This is a genomic window from Pseudogemmobacter faecipullorum, assembly GCF_020539525.1.
Classification (GTDB): domain Bacteria; phylum Pseudomonadota; class Alphaproteobacteria; order Rhodobacterales; family Rhodobacteraceae; genus Pseudogemmobacter; species Pseudogemmobacter faecipullorum.
In genome coordinates this window covers 182112-201316 of sequence record NZ_JACDXX010000003.1, presented here as the reverse complement: position 1 = coordinate 201316, position 19205 = coordinate 182112, and the positions used below count along the sequence as shown (strand labels likewise).

Below are 19205 nucleotides of genomic sequence, written 5' to 3'. Positions count from 1 at the left end.
CCGGCCCGCACGGGGGGAGGAGATCTCCCGGGCGAGGACGGGGTGACACCACCAACCATAAGATCTGAATCCATGGGAGGATTGAATGAAACCTGGACTGTCCACCACAGCTATGGCTCTGGCGCTGATCGCGCTGGGTGCTCCGGCTTTCGCCGATATTGAGGCGGCGAAAAAATTCCTCGACACCGAGATCGGTGAGCTCTCCTCGCTGTCGCGCGCCGAGCAGGAAGCCGAGATGCAATGGTATATCGATGCCGCCAAACCCTATGCCGGCATGGAAATCAAAGTGGTCTCCGAGACCATCACCACCCATGAATACGAATCCAAAGTGCTGGCCCCGGCCTTCACCGCCATCACCGGCATCAAGATCACCCATGATCTGATCGGTGAGGGCGATGTGGTCGAGAAGCTGCAGACCCAGATGCAGTCGGGCGAGAATATCTATGACGCCTATGTCAACGATTCCGACCTGATCGGCACCCACTGGCGCTATAAGCAGGCGCGCTCGCTGACCGAATGGATGGAAGGTGCGGGCAAGGATGCCACCTCGCCGACGCTGGATCTGAAAGATTACATCGGCACCGATTTCACCACCGCCCCCGATGGCCAGCTCTATCAGCTGCCCGATCAGCAATTCGCCAACCTCTACTGGTTCCGCTATGACTGGTTCAATGACGCAAAAACCCAGGCCGATTTCAAAGAGAAATATGGCTATGATCTGGGCGTGCCGCTGAACTGGTCGGCCTATGAGGATATTGCCGAATTCTTCACCGGCCGCGATATGTCCTATATGGGCGGGCCGGCCACGGGCGTTTACGGCAATATGGATTATGGCAAGAAAGACCCCAGCCTCGGCTGGCGTTATACCGATGCCTGGTTCTCGATGGCCGGGGGCGGCGATAAGGGCACGCCGAATGGTCTGCCGGTCGATGAATGGGGCATCCGGGTCGATGAAAACTCGCGTCCGGTCGGCTCCTGCGTGGCGCGGGGCGGCGCAACCAATGATGCGGCGGCGGTCTATGCGGTGACCAAGGCCATTGAATGGCTGCAGAAGTACACCCCGCCGGAAGCCATGGGCATGACCTTTGGTGAGGCAGGTCCGGTCCCCGCCCAGGGCAATGTCGCCCAGCAGATGTTCTGGTACACCACCTTCACCGCCGATATGGTCAAGCCCGGCACCCCGGTGATGAATGAGGATGGCACGCCGAAATGGCGCATGGCCCCCTCGCCGCATGGCGCCTACTGGTCTGAGGGCACCAAGGTTGGCTATCAGGATGTGGGCTCCTGGACGCTGATGAAATCGACCCCCGATGACCGCGCTGCCGCCGCCTGGCTCTATGCGCAGTTCGTCGGCTCGAAGACCGTCGATGTGAAGAAATCGCATGTCGGCCTGACCTTCGTGCGCCAGAGCTCGATCAACCACGACAGCTTCACCAAACGTGCGCCGGAACTGGGCGGTCTGGTCGAATTCTACCGCTCGCCCGCCCGCATCGCCTGGTCGCCCACTGGCACCAACGTGCCGGATTATCCGAAACTGGCCCAGCTCTGGTGGCAGAATATCGGCGATGCCATGTCGGGGGCAAAATCCCCGCAGGAAGCGCTTGATGCCCTTTGCGCCGAGCAGGAAAAGGTGATGGAGCGTCTGGAACGCGCCGGTGTCCAGGGCGATATCGGCCCGAAACTGAACGAGCCGAAAGATCCCCAGGAATGGCTCGATGCCGAGGGTTCGCCGGTGGCAAAACTGGAGAATGAGGATCCGGCGCCGGAAACCATCAGCTATGATGAGCTGATCAAATCCTGGCAATAAGCCTTTGAACTGTGGCTGCGGGCAGCGCAATCTGCCCGCAGTTTTTTGTCAGAGCCTGGGCTTGCTGACCGGGGCCGCCGCCGCCCCTCTCCCCGCAGCAAAGCCATATAACCGGAGCGGGCCGCATGCCTTACATCCTTGCCATTGACCAGGGCACCACCTCCTCACGCGCGATCCTGTTTGATACGGCGCTCAGACCTGTGGCCTCGGCCCAGGAGGAGTTCCGGCAGATCTTCCCGCAGCCCGGTCAGGTCGAGCATGACCCCGCCGATCTCTGGGCCTCGGTCGCCGCCACCGCCCGCGCGGCGATCGAGAAAGCAGGGGTCAATGCGCGCCAGATTGCCGCTATCGGCATCACCAATCAGCGCGAGACCGTACTGCTCTGGGACCGCAGGACCGGCCAGCCCTTGCATAATGCCATTGTCTGGCAGGACCGCCGCACCGCCGCTCATTGCGAAAAGCTGCGCGCGGATGGCCAGGAGGCGATGATTTCCGAGCGCACCGGATTGCTGCTTGACCCCTATTTTTCCGGCACCAAGCTGAAATATCTGCTCGATCATGTCGAGGGCGCGCGAGCCCGGGCCGAAAAGGGCGAGCTGGCCTTTGGCACCGTCGACAGCTGGCTGATCTGGAACCTGACCGGCGGACGCTCCCATGTGACCGATGCCACCAATGCCTCGCGCACCATGCTCTATAATATCCGCGACAATGAATGGGATGCGGATCTGTGCAGGCTGCTTGATATTCCGATCTCGGTTCTGCCCGAGGTGAAGGACTGCGCTGACCAGTTTGGCATGACCCGCGCCGATCTGTTCGGGGTTGAGATCCCCATTCTGGGCGTGGCGGGCGATCAGCATGCCGCCGCCATCGGTCAGGCCTGTTTCCAGCCCGGTATGATGAAATCAACCTATGGCACCGGCTGCTTTGCCCTGCTCAACACCGGCAGCGAATTTGTCCCCTCGAAAAACCGGCTGCTCTCGACCATCGCCTACCGGCTGAAGGGCGAAACCACCTATGCGCTGGAGGGCTCGATCTTCATCGCAGGCGCGGTGGTGCAATGGCTGCGCGACGGGCTGCAGATCATCCGCCAGGCCTCGGAGACCCAAGGGCTGGCCGAAAGGGCTGAAGAGGCCCAGGGCGTGATCCTGGTGCCCGCTTTTACCGGGCTCGGCGCGCCCTACTGGCGGCCCGATTGCCGCGGCGCGGTCTTTGGCCTGACGCGCAATTCCGGCCCTGCCGAATTCGCCCGCGCGGCGCTGGAAAGCGTCGGCTATCAGACCCGTGACCTGCTCGAAGCCATGCTCGCCGATATGGGCGCGCGGGGTGAAGGGGTGCTGCGCGTCGATGGCGGTATGGTGGCTTCGGACTGGGCGATGCAGTTTCTCTCAGACATCCTCGGCCAGCCGGTCGACCGCCCGGTGGTGACCGAGACCACGGCGCTTGGCGCGGCCTTCCTCGCCGGAATGCAGGCCGGGCTGACCGGCGGGCCCGAGGAATTTGCCCGTTCCTGGGCGCTGGAACGCCGCTTCACCCCTGAGATGAGCGATGCTATCCGGGCGGAGAAATATGCCCGCTGGGGCAAGGCCATCAACGCCTGTATGGAATTTTAAATGCAATATTCAATCGAAGCCCCGGCCCGGATTTTCTTTGGCCGGGGCGAGGCAATCAAGGCCCCCGCGCTGGCCCGCGCTTATGGGCCGCGCGGCGTGATCGTCCATGGTGCCAGCGCCTCCCGGGCCGCCTGGCTGACCGAAGCGCTGCAGGACTGCCAGATCCTTTGTATCGCCGCCCCGGGGGAGCCGGTTCTGGATGAGCTGGAGGCCGGAATTGCCGTAGCCCGTGCGCATCGCCCGGACTGGGTACTCTCCATCGGCGGCGGCGCCGCGCTCGATCTCGGCAAGGCGCTGGCGGCGCTGATCCCGGCGCCGGGCGGCGCGATGGATCATCTCGAAGTGGTGGGCAAAGGCCTGCCGCTCTCGGCCCCGCCTCTGCCCTGGATCGCGGTGCCGACCACGGCGGGCACCGGGGCCGAGGTGACGAAAAACGCGGTGATCGGCGTGCCGGAACATGGCCGCAAGGTCTCGCTGAGGGATCCTGCGATGCTGGCCCGGGTGGCGATCATCGACCCGGCTCTGACCGATGGCAGCCCGCCTGGTGTGACCCTGGCCTCGGGCCTTGATGCGATCACCCAGGTCATCGAGCCCTTCATTTCGGCGAAAGCGACGCCCTATAGCGAGATGATCACCCGCGCGGCACTCTCCCCTGGCCTGCCGGCGCTGATCACGCTGATGCAGCGCGAAGATCCGGCCGCGCGCGACGCTATGGCCCATGTCAGCCTGACCGGCGGCCTTGCGCTGGCCAATGCCGGCCTTGGCGCGGTGCATGGCCTGGCGGGGGTGATCGGCGGGCGCTTCCCGGCACCGCATGGCGCGATCTGCGGCGCGCTGCTCGGCCCGGTTCTGCGCGCGAATTATGCCGCCACCGCCGGCACCAGGTTCGCGCCGCGCCTGGAAGAGGTGTTCACCACCCTCGCCGATGCCCTCGGCTGTGCAAAGGCTGAGGCCCCGGAGCAGCTCTCGGCCTGGGCCGGGGCCGCAGGCCTGCCCCGGCTGGCAAGCTACGGCATCCGCGAGGCCGATCTTGCCAGCATCGCCGAAGCCTCCGCCGCCTCAAGCTCGATGAAGGGCAATCCGGTGCCGCTGAGCGCCGGCACGCTGACAGAGGTGCTGCGCAAAGCGCTCTGAACCTTTTCATCTGTCCTTAAATATCCCGGGGTGCGGGGCAGCGCCCCGCCCTCTCACCATAAAAAAGGCCGCGCTGTGCAGCGCGGCCTTTTTCTTTCTCAGTGCATGAGGCTCAGTCGATCATCGGCAGCAGCTGATCCACCGACTTTTTCGCATCGCCATAGAACATGCGGGTATTGTCTTTGTAGAACAGCGGGTTCTCGATGCCCGAATAACCGGTGCCCTGACCACGTTTCGACACGAAGACCTGACGCGCTTTCCAGACTTCCAGCACCGGCATACCGGCGATGGGCGAGTTCGGATCTTCCTGCGCGGCCGGGTTCACGATGTCATTCGAGCCGATGATGATCACGACATCCGTTTCCGGGAAGTCTTCGTTGATCTCATCCATCTCGAGCACGATATCGTAAGGCACTTTGGCCTCGGCCAGCAGCACATTCATATGGCCCGGCAGACGGCCTGCGACCGGGTGGATCGCGAAGCGGACATTCTTGCCTTTGGCGCGCAGCTTGCGGGTCAGCTCGCTGACCGATTGCTGCGCCTGAGCCACCGCCATGCCATAGCCCGGCACGATGATGATGCTGTCAGCATCATTCAGCGCCGAGGCCACGCCATCGGCATCAATCGCCACCTGCTCGCCTGTGACTTCCATCGCCGGACCGGTGCTGCCACCAAAGCCGCCGAGGATCACCGAGATGAAGGAGCGGTTCATTGCCTTACACATGATGTAGGACAGGATCGCACCCGAAGAGCCGACCAGCGCCCCGACCACGATCAGCAGGTCATTGCCGAGCGAGAAGCCGATGGCCGCTGCCGCCCAGCCGGAATAGCTGTTCAGCATCGAGACCACGACCGGCATATCGGCGCCGCCGATGCCCATGATCAGGTGATAGCCGATAAAGAGCGCGGCCAGGGTCATGATCGCCAGCGGCCAGACCGAACCGGTCTGCAGATAGACCACCAGCATCACCAGCGAGATCAGCGCCGCAGCGGCATTGAGCAGATGGCCGCCCGGCAGTTTCTTTGCCTTGCCATCGACCTTGCCCGCCAGCTTGCCGAAAGCAATCACCGAGCCGGTGAAGGTCACCGCGCCGATGAACACGCCGAGGAAGGTCTCAACGCGCAGGATATTGATCTCGGTCGGGGTTTTCTGCAGCAGCTTCTGTGCGAAAGCCGAGAGGTTTTCGCCCGAGGCCATGCGCTCAAGATTGGCCAGCGCCGCATTATCGCCCGAGGCAGCCGCACCAAAGGCCAGCTCCAGCAGGGCTTCGGGGTTCTGCGCCAGACCGATAAATTCGGCCAGGCCCGCCAGTTCGATATGGGTGTTAAAGCCGACGAAAACCGCGACCAGACCGACCAGCGAATGCATGGCGGCAACCAGCTGCGGCATTTCGGTCATCTGCACTTTTTGCGCGACGACCCAGCCAATAGCCCCGCCCACCAGGATCAGCGCCAGCGAGGTGGCGGCGAAACCAGGGGTCAGGTCTTTCGAGATCAGCGTGGCAATCACTGCCAGGCCCATGCCGACAATGCCATACCAGACGGCGCGCTTCGCGCTTTCCTGGCCCGACAGACCGCCGAGCGAGAGGATCAGAAGAACGGCCGAAACAACATAGGCGGCCGTGGTGAATCCGTATTCCATGCGACCCTCTCCTTACGACTTCTGGAACATGGCGAGCATGCGCCGGGTGACCATGAAGCCCCCAAAGATATTGATACCGGCCATAAAGACCGAGAGCCCGGCGAGGATGATCACCAGCCAGTTGCCCGAGCCGATCTGCATCAGCGCGCCGAGGATGATGATCGAAGAGATCGCATTGGTGATCGCCATCAGCGGCGTATGCAGCGAATGCGCCACATTCCAGATGATCTGGAAGCCAACGAAGCACGACAGCACGAAGACGATGAAATGCTGCATGAACGAGGCCGGAGCCACGAGGCCCACCAGCAGCAAAGCCGCGCCCGAAACCCCGAGCAGCGTGAACTGGTTGCGGGTCTGCGCCTTAAAGGCGGCGGTCTCAGCGGCGCGCTTTTCCTCAGGCGTCAGCTCTTTGGCTTTTTCCTTCGGCTTTTGCGCGGCAATCGCCGCGATTTTCGGCGGCGGCGGCGGGAAGGTGATCTCGCCCGCTTTGGTCACGGTCGCGCCACGGATGACGTCATCTTCCATATTATGGTTGATGATCCCGTCTTTGCCCGGGGTCAGATCGGCCAGCATATGGCGGATGTTATTGGCATAAAGCGTCGAGGCCTGGGTGGCCATACGGCTCGGGAAATCGGTATAGCCGACCACGGTCACGCCGTTAGCGGTGACGATTTTCTCATCGGGAACGGTCAGATCGCAATTGCCGCCACGCTCGGCCGCAAGGTCGATGATGACCGAGCCGCGCTTCATCAGCTGAACCATATCCTCGGTCCAGAGTTTCGGCGCCGGACGGCCCGGGATCAGCGCGGTGGTGATGACGATGTCAATCTCCGGCGCCAGTTCGCGGAATTTCTTCAGCTGGGCTTCACGGAATTCCGGGCTCGACGGAGCGGCATAGCCGCCGGTCGCCGCGCCATCGGTCTGGGTCTCGGCGAAATCAAGATAGACGAATTCCGCGCCCATCGAACTGATCTGCTCGGCCACTTCCGGACGCACGTCAAAGGCATAGGTGATCGCGCCCAGCGAAACGCTGGCCCCGATCGCTGCCAGACCGGCAACGCCGGCGCCGACCACCAGCACTTTCGCCGGCGGCACTTTACCCGCTGCCGTCACCTGGCCGGTGAAGAAGCGCGGGAAGTTATTCGCCGCCTCGATCACCGCACGGTAGCCCGCGAGATTGGCCATCGAGGACAGGGCGTCCATCTTCTGGGCACGGCTGATGCGCGGCACCATATCCATGGCCACGGCGGTCACGCCTCTGGCCTTGGCCTGCTCGAGCAGCTCGGGGTTCTGCGCCGGCCAGAAGAACGAGATCAGCGTCTCGCCCTCATGCAGCAGATCGAGCTCGGCCGGTTCCGGCCCGCGCACTTTCACCACCACATCCGAGGCATCCGCCAGGGCTTTCGCCGAAGGCAGAACCGTCACCCCTGCTTTCGCATAGGCCTCATCCGTAAAGCCTGCCGCCTGGCCGGCTCCGGTCTCGATCAGGCATTCATGCCCGAGCTTCGAGAGCAAAAGCGCCGAGTCGGGTGTCATCGCCACCCGGTTCTCGCCCGCAAAGGCCTCTTTCAACGCACCGATTTTCAACGTGCTGTCTCCCCATTCCTGACTGCGGCTGCCGCCCGCATATCATCGCGCAACAAAATTTCAATGCTGCAATTGCAAAGGCACTGAAGTTACCGGGCCATTCTTTCACAGTGAGAGCATGGCCCGCGCGGGCTCACATTCCCCCTGATCGCGAAAAGTGCAAGCAGTTTACGGCATTTGGCAGCGCAAAAGCGGCTTCTGCACTGCAGAATGAACCGGGGCTCATACTTTTGGCTCCGCCCGGCCCCCGCCCCTGGTTCAGCCCCTGATTTCGCCCCTGGTTCAGCCCTGGCCCGGCGGCGCCGGATCAGCCGATCTTGCCGCCGCCCCGGCTTCAGAGCATGGTCTGGCAAAGCCCCTTTCTCAGCCCGGGGCATCATACAGGAGAGCGCAGGGTGGCGACAGATTTTTCCGCGACCAGAGCCATGTTCGATCTGCCCGAAGGGGTGATCTATCTCGACGGCAATTCCCTTGGCCCCCTGCCGAAAGCGGTGCCCGAGCGGCTGGCGAAAGTGGTGCGCGAGGAATGGGGTCAGATGCTGATCCGGGGCTGGAATGAGGCCGGCTGGATGGAGATGCCGCGCCGGATCGGTGACCGGGTCGCAAGGCTGATCGGGGCGGAGCCCGGCTCGGTGGTGATGGGCGACACTTTGTCGATCAAGGTCTGGCAGGCCCTGTCCTCGGCGCTGGAACTGGTGCCCGGGCGCCGGGTCATTCTGTCCGATACCGGCAATTTCCCCTCGGATCTCTATATTGCCGACGGGCTGACGCGCAGCCTTGGCAAGGGCTATGAGGTGAAAACCGTGGCCCCGGAAGAAGTTGCGGCCGCGATTGATGAAAGCGTTGCCGTGGTGATGGTGACCGAGACCGATTACCGCAGCGGGCGGCGCCATGATATGGCGGCGCTGGCGCAGCTGGCCCATGCCAGAGGCGCGCTGCTGGTCTGGGATCTGGCGCATTCGGCCGGGGCCTTCCCGGTGCATCTGGCGCGCGACGGCGCCGATTTTGCGGTGGGCTGCAGCTATAAATACCTCAATTCCGGCCCCGGCGGTCCGGCCTTCATCTATGTGGCCCCGCGCCATCAGGCAAAGGCGCGCCCGGGGCTTTCGGGCTGGATGGGGCATGAGAAACCCTTTGCCTTTGACCTCGACTACCGCCCCGGCCAGGGCATTGAGCGGATGCGGGTCGGCACGCCGCCGATCCTCGCCCTTGCCGCGCTCGATGCCGCGCTTGATGTCTGGGAGGGGGTCGATCCCGAGGATCTGCGCAAAGCCTCGCTCGCCTTGCAGGAACAGTTCATCCGCGACACCGAAGCCGCCTGCCCCGAACTCGAGCTGGCCAGCCCGCGTGATCCCGGGATCCGTGGCAGCCAGGTCAGCTTCCGCCATCCCGAGGGCTATGCGATCATGCAGGCTTTGATTGCCCAAGGGGTGATCGGTGATTTCCGCGCGCCGGACATCCTGCGATTCGGCTTTACCCCGCTTTATATTGATGAAAGCGATATCCGCCGCGCCACTGCGATCCTTGCACGGGTGATGGCAGAACGGCTCTGGGACAATCCCGCCTATAAAACCCGCGCCGCGGTGACCTGAGCCCCGGCTGCCCCGCAAGCCCCGAAGGGTTTTGCCCCGGCGCCCGGACGGCGCCGGACAGGGCTATGCCCCGCCCCCCGGGTCAGGGCCAGGGGCAGCCCTCAGGCCATCGGCCGCCCTCAGATCCTGAGTGTTTTTCCTGGCAAAACCGCCAGAGCCTGGCCATCACGCTCCTGTCATTCAAAGCGTGCTGCTACAGTTTGACGCCCCTTGACCTCTCCGTTAGCGTCGCGCACTGAACCAAAGCGGGAAAATGGCCCTGATCGGGGTCCTGATGCCCATCGTTTGTGAACATGTGAGACCCCGGATGCGAATTCCCAGCCTGGCCACTCTTTCAACTGTAAATTTCCGCGGCAGTTTGACCAAAGCCCCGGTCGCTCTTCTGACTTCAGCCCTGCTGCTCTCGGCCTGTGTCGATACAATGACCGGCGAGCAGCTGGTTCAGCCGCAGCTGGCAGAACAGCCCGAGATCACCACCGATCCCACGATCTATGCCGCGCGCTCAGATGGCAAATTTGCCATTCCGGCGGTTCCGGTCGAACAGATCCCGGAAAGCCACCGCCGCCAGGTCGTGGCCTATGAAAGCGATCAGCCGCCGGGCACGATCATCATCGATCCGCGCTATAAGCTGCTTTATTATGTGCTCGGCGATGGCAAAGCGATTCGCTATGGCATTTCGGTCGGCGCCGAGGGCTTCCAGTGGTCGGGTGAATCCATTGTCTCAAACAAGCGTCAGTGGCCGACCTGGACCCCGCCCTCCGAGATGATCGACCGCAAACCCAGCCTCGAGAAATGGCGCAATGGCCAGCCGGGAGGCCCGACCAACCCGCTGGGCTCGCGCGCGATCTATCTGACCTCGGGTGGCCGCGATTACGGCTACCGCATCCATGGCACCCCGGAATGGAAGACCATTGGCCGCAATGCCTCTTCGGGCTGCTTCCGGATGATCAACCAGGATGTGATGGACCTTTATGAGCGGGTCAAAGGCGGTGAGAAAGTCATCGTTCTGACCGCTTCCGGCGAAATGCCGAAAGGTCTGAACATTCCCAAGCCGCCGGCCCCGAAGAAAAAAGCCGAGCCGAAACCGGCGGCCGTGACCCCGGCGGTCACACCGCCCATGATCGGGCCCATGATCGGGCCCTCGCTGCCTGCCGCACCGGCAGCAGCTGAGAGCGCAACCCCGGCGGCAGGCAGCAACACCGCCCCGGCAGCCCCGGGCCAGACGGTGATCGCGCCTTCGACCGCACCGGCCAGCACCGTCCCGGCGGCAAATGCCCCGGCCAGCCCGGCCCCGGCAGCGACTGCCCCGGCCAGCACCGCTCCGGCGGCGACTGCCCCGGCTGCCCCTTTGTTCGCGCCGGCTGAAACCGCGACCCCGCCTGCGGTCACGGCCCCCTCAGCGATCGGCAACAGCGCCGAGTAAGCATCGGTGAACGCACTAAAAAAGGCCGCCCCCGGGCGGCCTTTTTCATCTGCGCTGAAGCCTCGGCTCAGGCCAGCCAGCGGTCGTAATCGCTGACCAGCAGATGGGTCGGGGCGACATCCTCTTCGATCTCGGCAAAGCGGCCGATCGGCAGGCGGTAGATATTATCGGTCAGATCGTCATTCACGGTCGAGACCTCGCCGATCAGCACATCGCCGCCCTCGCCCCAGAAAGCATGCCAGTCGCCCGGCATCAGCGTGACGGATTCCCCGGGCGCGAGCTTCAGCCTCTCGCCCGGGCCATAGGGCCGGTCAATGCCGTCACAGCGCACCAGACCACCGCGATCCTCGGCAAAACCGCCTTTGTCATCGCTGCCATAAAGCTCAACCACCAGGGTAGCGCCGCCGCGGTTAATAATATCCTCGGCCTTGAGGAAATGGGTATGCATCGGCGAGATCTGATCCTGGCGCGAGATCAGCAGCTTTTCGGCATAGCACATGCCGCCGCCACGCTGCAGATCCGCGAGCGAGCCATTGCGCAAAGTGAAGAGGAACAGCCCCATCTCATCGAAGCGGCCATCGCCGAAATCGGTGATATCCCAGCCGCAGCGCCCGGCGATCAGCCGCGAGGCCTCGGCCTTGCGGGCCTGAAACTGCTCCGGGCTCCAATAGGCGAAGGGTGGCAAAGTAAAGCCGTAATGGCGGATCATCTCATCCGCTGCGGCCATAATCTCATTCACGCGTGAGCGTTTCATTCTGCCTCTCTCCCCCGGAAAATGCGCGCGGCCCCCCTGATTTCAGGCGGACCGTTTGCGCTAACCTAACGCGATCCCCACCCCTGCAGCAAGCCTGGGCACCAGGGCTGAGCGGCGCGGCGCGAGGCGGACCTCAGAGACGGGGGCCTCAGAGACGGGCCCAGAGCCGGGCCTCAGGCGCCCCCGGCCTGCAGCGGGCCTTGCCCTGCCGCCCAGGCGGCGGCCGATCTGCCAAAGGCCTCAAACAGCCGGCGCGACACCGGATCCTCGCCGGCCCGCCATTCGGGATGCCATTGCACCGAAAGGGTAAAGCCGGGCGCGCCCTCGACATAGATCGCCTCGGGGGTCTGATCCGGCGCACGGCCATCAATCATGATCCGCGCCCCGGCCCGGTTGATGCCCTGGCCATGCAAAGTATTGGTCATCACCTCGCTGCTGCCCATCAGCCGGTGAAACACCCCGCCCTCGGTAAAGCTCACCTTATGGCGCAGAGCGAATTTCTCATCCATCGTGCCATCGGGCGGCATACGGTGGTTCATCCGGCCCGGCAGATCGCGGATCTCGGGCCAGAGGCTGCCGCCCATCGCCACATTCACCTCCTGAAAGCCGCGGCAGATGCCAAACACCGGCTGGCCGCGCTCGACACAGGCGCGGATCAGCGGCAGCGTGACCGCATCGCGGCCACGGTCAAAAGCGCCATGCGCAGGGGTTTCATCCTCGCCATATTCGCTGGGATGAACATTGGGGCGGCCGCCGGTCAGCAGAAAACCATCGCAGAGATCGAGCAGCTCCGCCACCTGCACCAGGCGCGGATCTGCGGGGATGATCAGCGGCAGACAGCCCGCCACCTGAGCCACCGCAGCAGTGTTGATATCGCCACTGCCATGCAGGTTATATCCGCCCTCAATCTCATGAGGGTTAGAGATAATCCCGATCACCGGGCGCCGGTTCCGGGTCTGGCTCGGGGGCTGGTTCAGGGTCTGGGCATTCCGCGATCCGCAGCTCGGCGATCCGGTACTCTGGTCTGGCATTATCCGCACCATTCTGGTCTCGGTGCCACCTTAGCCCTGAGCGGCCCGAAACAGAAGCGCCCCGGGCTGCACAACCACCCCTGTCCTGCTGCACAGAGACCTGCCCGCGCCGCCGGGGTGGCAAGAATCCGCCGGCGATCACGCAGCTGCGATTTGCCTTCCCCCCGCTGGAAGGTGCGACAGCTGAAAAAACACCAGAGGAGAAACTGCGATGTCCCCCTTTACTCTGCGCGGGCTGCTGCTGATCAGCAGCCTCAGCCTTGTCCCTGCTTTGCCGCTCATGGCCCAGGAGATGGATCATTCGGCGCATGGCGCCCCGGCGGCGATGAGCGCCAGCGATGATGCCAGCGCCAGCGCCTCGACCCGGGCCTATGAAGCGGCGGCGGCCGAAATGCATGGCGGCATGGCGATTGCCTATAGTGGCGATGCCGATGTCGATTTCATTCGCGGCATGATCCCGCATCATCAGGGGGCGGTGGCCATGGCACAGATCGTGCTCGAACATGGCAAAGACCCCGAAGTGCGCAAACTGGCCGAGGAGGTGATCGCGGCGCAGGAAAAGGAAATCACCTGGATGCAGGACTGGCTGGCGGCGCATGAGAGCGCCAGCCCGGCGCCCTGACGCCGGGTTGAGCGGGGGGCGCGGCTGCGCTACACCCTGGGTCCAGACGCAGGAAAGGCCGGGTCCAGGGTGAGCATGAGTGACGATCGCACAGAAGCCACAACCGCAGCCGCCGCTGCCCCGCCCTTTGCGGCACCAGAGCGACCGCTGAGCCCGGGCACGGCGGGCACGGCAGCAGAGGCCACGCCCCTGCCGCCAAAGCTGTTTCGCCGGTTCTGGAGCGAATTTGTCCGCAAGCGCTTTGGGCTGATCTTCATTGCGCTGCTGCTGTCCGCGATCGAGGGCTCGACCCTTGGCCTGCTGTCCTGGATGCTCGAGCCGCTGTTTGATGAGGTCTTCGGCCAGCGCTCGACTGCGGCTCTGGTCTGGGTCGGCCTTGGCATTCTGGGCCTGTTCCTGATCCGGGCCGTCACTTCGGTGCTGGGGCGCTGGCTGATCGCGCTGGTCAATCAGACCACCGCCGCCGATATGCAGGAGGCCTTGTTGCGCCATATCCTGACCCTCGACGGCAGTTTCTTCCAGCATAATGCCCCCGGCGCGCTGATCGAGCGCATCCAGGGTGATACCGTGGCGGCGCAATCGGCGACGCAGATGGTGATTGCCGGCATCGGCCGCGATCTGGTCTCGCTGCTCGGCCTGTTCATCGTCGCCCTGTCAATCGATATGCGCTGGACGCTGGTGGCGCTGATCGGCACGCCGCTGCTGCTGCTGCCCGCCATTGCCCTGCAGCGCTATATCCGACGCAAGACCATGCAGACCCGGGTTCAGGCCAGCCTGCGCACCACGCGGCTTGATGAGATTTTCCACGGCATTCAGCAGGTCCGGCTGAACCGGATGGAGGAATACCAGGCCAGCCGCTTCCAGAAAATCGTGGCGCGGATCTGCCGCGCCGAGGTGAAATCCACCCTTGGCCGCGCCACCATGCCCGCACTTGTCGATGTGGTGACCGGCATCGGCTTTTTCGCCGTGCTGATCCTTGGCGGGCGTGAGGTGGTGGCAGGCACCCGCACCACTGGCGAATTCATGGCCTTTTTCACCGCCATGGCGCTGACCTTCCAGCCGATCCGCCGCCTCTCGGATCTGGCAGGCTACCGCCAGATTGCCATTGCCTCGCTGGTGCGGATCTATGAGCTGTTTGACGCCCGCCCCTCGATGCAGCGCCCCGCGATCAGCACCGCCAGCCCCGGGGCACTGCCGCCCGAGATCCGCTTTGAGAATGTGCAGTTCGGCTATGATGCCCAGCCGGTGCTCAACGGCCTGTCCTTCACCGCGCCCGCCGGCAAGGTCACGGCGCTGGTCGGGGCTTCGGGGGCGGGAAAATCAACCGTCTTCCATCTGCTGACCGCGCTGGCCGAGCCCCAGGCGGGGCGCATTCTGATCGGCGGTGCCGATGCGCGGCAGTTTTCCCTCGCCGATCAGCGCCAGCTCTTTGCCGCGGTGAGCCAGGAAGCGGCTTTGTTTGATGAGAGCCTGCGCGAGAACCTGATCCTTGGCCGTGAGGGGATCAGCGAGGCGGCGCTGGCGCGCGCGCTTGAGGATGCCAATGTCACGGGCTTTCTCGCCCGCCTGCCCGCCGGGCTCGACAGCCTGGCCGGGCCGCGTGGCTCAGCGCTTTCGGGCGGTCAGCGTCAGCGCATCGCCATTGCCCGCGCCTTGCTGGCCGAAGCGCCGGTGCTGCTGCTGGACGAGGCCACCTCGGCGCTGGATGCCGCCTCGGAGCTGGCGGTGACCGAGGCGCTGGCCAAGGCCCAGCAGGGCCGCACCACCCTGGTGATTGCCCATCGCCTTGCCACGGTGCGCAATGCCGATCAGATCCTTGTGCTGTCGCAAGGTGAGGTGGCCGAGCGCGGCACCCATGCCGAACTGCTGGCCCAGGAGGGGCTCTATGCCAGCCTCTATGCGCTGCAGTTCCGCGATGGCACCACGCCGCCCGCCGCCGCCAACCCGGCTGGCTGAGCTTTGCCTCAGCCCCCCCCGGCGGGGGCACGGGCCGGCGCGCCTCCCCGGTGAGCGGGTGACAGAGGCGAAGTGGCGGGGGGCTTTTCTTCGCTGCGCCCCCCGGGCATAGTCAGCCCCCAGCCCTGCTTTCCGGAGCCGTTCCAGATGTCTTCCCTGCCCCCCGCCACCGCTGAAACCGATCCCGGCACTGCCGATGCGCGGGTGATCTGGCAGATCGCGGGGCAGGATGCGGTAAGCTTCCTGCAGGGGCTTGTCACCAACGACATCCTGCCGCTCGGCCAGGAGCCCGGCATCCGCTGGGCGGCGCTGCTGAACCCCCAGGGCAAATATCTGGCCGATTTTTTCCTGTTCCGCCGCCCCGGCGAGGCCATGCTGCATCTGGATATTGATGCCCGGCTCGCCCCGGCCGTTCTGCGCCTGCTGCAACTCTATAAACTGCGCGCCGATGTGCAGATTTCGAGCAGCGATCTGCGGCTCAGCCGGGGCACCGGCCCCCTGCCTGCGGCGGCTTTCGCCGATCCGCGCCATCCGGCCATGGGCTGGCGGCTCTATGACAGCACCGGGCTGGAATCGGCAGAGCCGGTCGATTTCGCCGCGCTGCGGGTCGAGCATCTGATCCCGGAATATCCCCACGAGCTGCGGGTGAATGAGAGCTATATCCTTGAACAAGGTTTTGAGCGGCTCTCGGGCGTCGATTTTCGCAAAGGCTGCTATGTCGGCCAGGAAGTCACCGCACGGATGAAGCATAAAACCGAGTTGCGCAAAGGACTTGTCCGGCTGCAACTTGAGGGCGAGGCCGAGCCTGGCGCGCCCGTTACCCTGGAAGACGGGCGCGAGGCGGGCATTCTCGGCACGGTAAGCCATGGCCGGGCGCTGGCCCATATGCGCTTTGACCGCCTCGCCCAGCCGTTGTTTTCCGGCGCTGCCCGGCTGACCGGCGAAACCCCGCCCATACAATCCTGAGAAGAAAGCTGCGCAGTTTCAGCGGCTCTGACCGGCGCCAGGCACTTTTTTAGAAAATGAGCAAGAGCAATTGCTCCGAATAGCTCACCATGATCCTTGATTTCGCAACCACTTAGGCTATATCAGCCAGAACAGACGGCTGATCCGCCTCTGCATCCGGACATTTTCGCTCTCGTTATGCGCCAGGCGCATGACGGGACTGTCAAACCAGGGTGCCCGAATCACGGTCAGTTCGTTACAAGCACTCGGCGCAGTTAAGCAATGATACAAGGATTGTGAGTAATGCTGGATTCGATCGACAGCACGGCGTTCAACTTTGAGCAGGGCCAGCGCGCACGTAAACTGTTTGCCGCAGTGGTTCTGGCGGCGCTCGATGATGCTATCGCCGATGACAAGAAATACGGCAACGGTCCCGAGCAGATTGCACGCTGGGCGCGCTCGCGCGATGGCCGTGAAGTTCTGTCCTGTGCCGGCATCGATCCGAACGAACGCGTGGTTAAGGGCCTGATGGAATTCGTCGGCAAAGGTATCCGGACTTCGGTGGCGCTGAGCCGCGAAGAATCCGAGCGCCGCGCTGCCCTCGAAGCGGATCACGCCGAAGCCGCCTGAGAGGCCGCTCTCAGGCCGGGGTCCGTCTCAGGTCTCTGGCACCCAAAGGAAAACGCGCCCTTTCAGGGGCGCGTTTTCCTTTTGAAACAAACAGGTATAGCAGCCTGCGCCGGGAGATGACCGGGAAATATCAGCTCTCTCCCGTCACCGCCCGCTGCAGTTCCAGCCGCACCAGCCGCCGCATATCGGGCGCCGCGCCGCCGCTCAGCTGCAATGCCGCCAGCTCTTCGCGCACGATCTGGCGCAATAAAGCGCGCAAAGCCATTTCATCGATCACCACGCTTTCACGCGCCGGGGTCTCAGTGGCTGCGCGCGGGTGGCGGATGAAGGGCACCGCCTCGCCATCCGCCGCGCCCGGATCCTTCGGGGTCAGCAAAAGCGGCGCCGGACGCGGCAGGGCGGTAAAGACCGCGACCGGCGATTGATCCCCGGCTTCCGCCGCGGGTGTGGAAAGCGTGAGCCGGGTCTGGCCTGCAGCCGGGGTGGGTGCGGCCGGGGTGGATGCAGCAGGATCCGGGCTCGTCGCGGCTGCGCCCTGCCAGCTGGCGCGGGTCACGCCCAGAGGCGCGGCCTCGCCAAATGAGATCTGCGCCTCAGCTGCGACTGCCGGGCAAGCGGTTTCCCCTGCAGTGGCAATGCTCTCCCCCCCGGCGGGCAGATCCGCCTCGGCGCCGACGATGCGCAAAGCCGGGGTCAGCAGCAGCTTACCAGAGGTATCGGCCTCAGCCCCCCCGGCCCCGCCGGCGGCAGCGGCAGAGGCCGGCGGCGCCACATCCAGCACCAGCCGCCGGAGGGACGAGAGCACATCCTCAGTGTCATGCGAAGCGAGTGGTTCTGACATTTTTCTGCCCGGTCAGATTATTCCTGGTGGGTCAGTCTAACCACGCCCGGCCGGACAGACAAGAAATTGCGCCCCCGCCGCAGGGGCAAAATGAAAAAGGGGCGGCTTTACGCCACCCCTTTGATAATTGCGATTTTTCCCGCCAGGATCTGGCGCTGCAGGCTCAGTTTCCGCCGCCGCCACGCTTCAGGATCCGGTCAAGTTTTTTGCCCTGAACCGAGGTGGCCGGAGCATTTTTGACCGCATCATAATAGGCATTCGGATCATAGGTCGGAATGCCGAGATTCAGATGCTCAACCGTCAGCAGGCCCATAGCGGCAAGGATCTGATAGACCGCATAATAACGGCTGGCCTCAGACTGCAGCCGCGAGGCGCGGGCATCGAGCAGATCCTGCTCGGCATCGAGCACATCAAGCGTGGTCCTTGCGCCGAGCGCCGCCTCTTCGCGCACGCCGTCAAAGGCGGCCTGGGCCGCGGCGATCTGCTGGCGCGAGGCATCAATCGAGGCGATATAGACGCCATTCATCGCCCAGAGCGTGCCGAGATTCTGCTCGACCAGCACCACCGCCTGTTTCAGGCCCGAACGCGCGCCCTCTTTCTGCGCCAGCGCCTTGCGGTAGCGCGCCGAAAGCTCGCCCCCGGCATAGATGGTCTGGTTCAGGTTCAGCGAAACCGAGCCGCCCAGCGTATCGCTGTCGCGCAACAGCCCATCGGCCTCGCTGCGGCTGGCTGAAAGCGAGGCGCCAAGGCCAAGCGTCGGCTTCATCGCCGCCTCGGCCATGGCCACGTTCAGATCGGCGATCTTCACCGTATGCTGGCTCTGACGGACAGAAGGATGGCTGCGCCGTGCCACACCGATTGCCTCGTCCAGCGAATTGCCAATGCGCGGACTGTTCGGCAGGGCTGCCAGACGGCCCGGATAGGCGCCGGTGGCGGCCTTATAGGCCTCACGCGCGACGCGCAGATCGCCCTCGGCCGAGGCCAGATTGGCCCGCGACAAAGCCAGCGCCGCCTCGGCAATCGAGACATCGGTACGGGTGATCTCGCCGACTTCGAACCGGTCCTGGGCCGCGCCCAGCTCCTGAGAGATCAGCCGGGCATTGGACTGACGCAGAGCCACGATCTCTTCCGAGAGCTTCACCTCGACATAGGCGCGCACCGCCGCCAGCAGCACATCCTGCTCGACCGAAACCAGCTGCTGGCGGGTCGCCATGACGTTTTCGCGCGCCGCCTCCAGCGCCAGCTGGCGACGGCCGTAATCATAAATGACCAGCGAGACCGAAAGGTCGAAAGCGGCGTTAAAGGTTTTCGAGAAGCTCGAGCTGGGAACCACAGTGCCGGTGAGCAGACGGGTATTGCCGTTGACATCCGAGAATGACGATCCGGCGCGAATGGCATAGCTGACCACCGGACGCAGGGTCGACATGGCAATCGCAGCATCCTCATCGGCAGCGCGCAGCACCGCCTGGTTCTGCGCCATCAGATTTGAATTGCGATAGGCCGCGATCAGCGCATCGGCCAGGGTCTCAGCCTGGGATGGCAGGGCAAATACCGCCGCCGAGACCGAAAGGGTAACAACCTTAAGCAAGTTCCGCATGCGCCACCGTCCTGTTGGTGATGTCGGGAGCGAG

General features: G+C 64.1%; 15 protein-coding genes. 9 read left to right on the top strand and 6 right to left on the bottom strand.

Going from position 1 to position 19205, the window contains the following annotated elements:
• Positions 1–85: 85 nt before the first annotated feature.
• The 3 genes from H0485_RS04560 (at position 86) to H0485_RS04550 (ending at position 4551) form a co-directional block, all read left to right on the top strand.
• Entirely contained in the window at positions 86–1807 is a 1722-nt protein-coding gene (locus tag H0485_RS04560; RefSeq protein WP_226934177.1) for an ABC transporter substrate-binding protein, read from the top strand.
• A gap of 125 nt (positions 1808–1932) precedes the next feature.
• Positions 1933–3417: a glycerol kinase GlpK gene (gene glpK / locus H0485_RS04555; RefSeq protein WP_226934176.1), complete on the top strand. Its 1485-nt coding sequence runs from the start codon at positions 1933–1935 to the stop codon at positions 3415–3417.
• Complete coding sequence (locus H0485_RS04550) at positions 3418–4551, top strand: iron-containing alcohol dehydrogenase (RefSeq protein WP_226934175.1); 1134 nt, start codon at positions 3418–3420, stop codon at positions 4549–4551.
• A 112-nt stretch (positions 4552–4663) separates the two neighbouring features.
• Here H0485_RS04550 and H0485_RS04545 read toward each other — a convergent pair whose 3' ends face one another.
• Both H0485_RS04545 and H0485_RS04540 read right to left on the bottom strand, forming a co-directional pair.
• A complete protein-coding gene (locus H0485_RS04545) occupies positions 4664–6193 on the bottom strand; it encodes an NAD(P)(+) transhydrogenase (Re/Si-specific) subunit beta (protein ID WP_226934174.1) in 1530 nt (509 codons plus the stop codon).
• Positions 6194–6205: 12 nt separating this feature from the next.
• Positions 6206–7780 (bottom strand): Re/Si-specific NAD(P)(+) transhydrogenase subunit alpha, encoded by a 1575-nt coding sequence (locus tag H0485_RS04540; protein WP_226934173.1) that lies wholly within the window; start codon positions 7778–7780, stop codon positions 6206–6208.
• Between the two features lie 341 nt (positions 7781–8121).
• Here H0485_RS04540 and kynU point away from each other — a divergent pair, with 341 nt between their 5' ends.
• Both kynU and H0485_RS04530 read left to right on the top strand, forming a co-directional pair.
• Positions 8122–9372, top strand: a complete 1251-nt coding sequence (kynU, locus tag H0485_RS04535) for a kynureninase (RefSeq protein WP_226934302.1) — start codon at positions 8122–8124, stop codon at positions 9370–9372.
• Between the two features lie 307 nt (positions 9373–9679).
• The gene (locus H0485_RS04530) at positions 9680–10795 is read left to right on the top strand and encodes a L,D-transpeptidase (RefSeq protein ID WP_226934172.1); all 1116 of its coding nucleotides are present in this window, start codon (positions 9680–9682) and stop codon (positions 10793–10795) included.
• Positions 10796–10862: 67 nt separating this feature from the next.
• On the opposite strand, the gene H0485_RS04525 is transcribed toward H0485_RS04530, so the two are convergent.
• Positions 10863–11549, bottom strand: coding sequence for a D-lyxose/D-mannose family sugar isomerase (locus H0485_RS04525; RefSeq protein WP_226934171.1), 687 nt, complete (start codon positions 11547–11549; stop codon positions 10863–10865).
• A 173-nt stretch (positions 11550–11722) separates the two neighbouring features.
• Positions 11723–12484, bottom strand: coding sequence for a gamma-glutamyl-gamma-aminobutyrate hydrolase family protein (locus H0485_RS04520; RefSeq protein WP_226934301.1), 762 nt, complete (start codon positions 12482–12484; stop codon positions 11723–11725).
• A 307-nt stretch (positions 12485–12791) separates the two neighbouring features.
• On the opposite strand from H0485_RS04520, the gene copM reads away from it, so the two are divergent.
• The 4 genes from copM (at position 12792) to H0485_RS04500 (ending at position 16733) form a co-directional block, all read left to right on the top strand.
• Positions 12792–13202, top strand: a complete 411-nt coding sequence (copM, locus tag H0485_RS04515; protein WP_226934170.1) for a CopM family metallochaperone — start codon at positions 12792–12794, stop codon at positions 13200–13202.
• Positions 13203–13277: 75 nt separating this feature from the next.
• On the top strand, positions 13278–15158 hold the full coding sequence (locus H0485_RS04510) for an ABC transporter ATP-binding protein (RefSeq protein WP_226934169.1): 1881 nt from the start codon (positions 13278–13280) through the stop codon (positions 15156–15158).
• 147 nt (positions 15159–15305) lie between these two features.
• Positions 15306–16124 (top strand): CAF17-like 4Fe-4S cluster assembly/insertion protein YgfZ, encoded by an 819-nt coding sequence (gene ygfZ / locus H0485_RS04505; protein ID WP_226934168.1) that lies wholly within the window; start codon positions 15306–15308, stop codon positions 16122–16124.
• Positions 16125–16406: 282 nt separating this feature from the next.
• On the top strand, positions 16407–16733 hold the full coding sequence (locus H0485_RS04500; protein ID WP_226934167.1) for a DUF6280 family protein: 327 nt from the start codon (positions 16407–16409) through the stop codon (positions 16731–16733).
• A 130-nt stretch (positions 16734–16863) separates the two neighbouring features.
• On the opposite strand, the gene H0485_RS04495 is transcribed toward H0485_RS04500, so the two are convergent.
• The gene (locus H0485_RS04495; protein WP_226934166.1) at positions 16864–17574 is read right to left on the bottom strand and encodes a hypothetical protein; all 711 of its coding nucleotides are present in this window, start codon (positions 17572–17574) and stop codon (positions 16864–16866) included.
• Between the two features lie 163 nt (positions 17575–17737).
• Positions 17738–19171, bottom strand: a complete 1434-nt coding sequence (locus H0485_RS04490; protein WP_226934165.1) for a TolC family outer membrane protein — start codon at positions 19169–19171, stop codon at positions 17738–17740.
• Positions 19172–19205 lie beyond the last annotated feature (34 nt).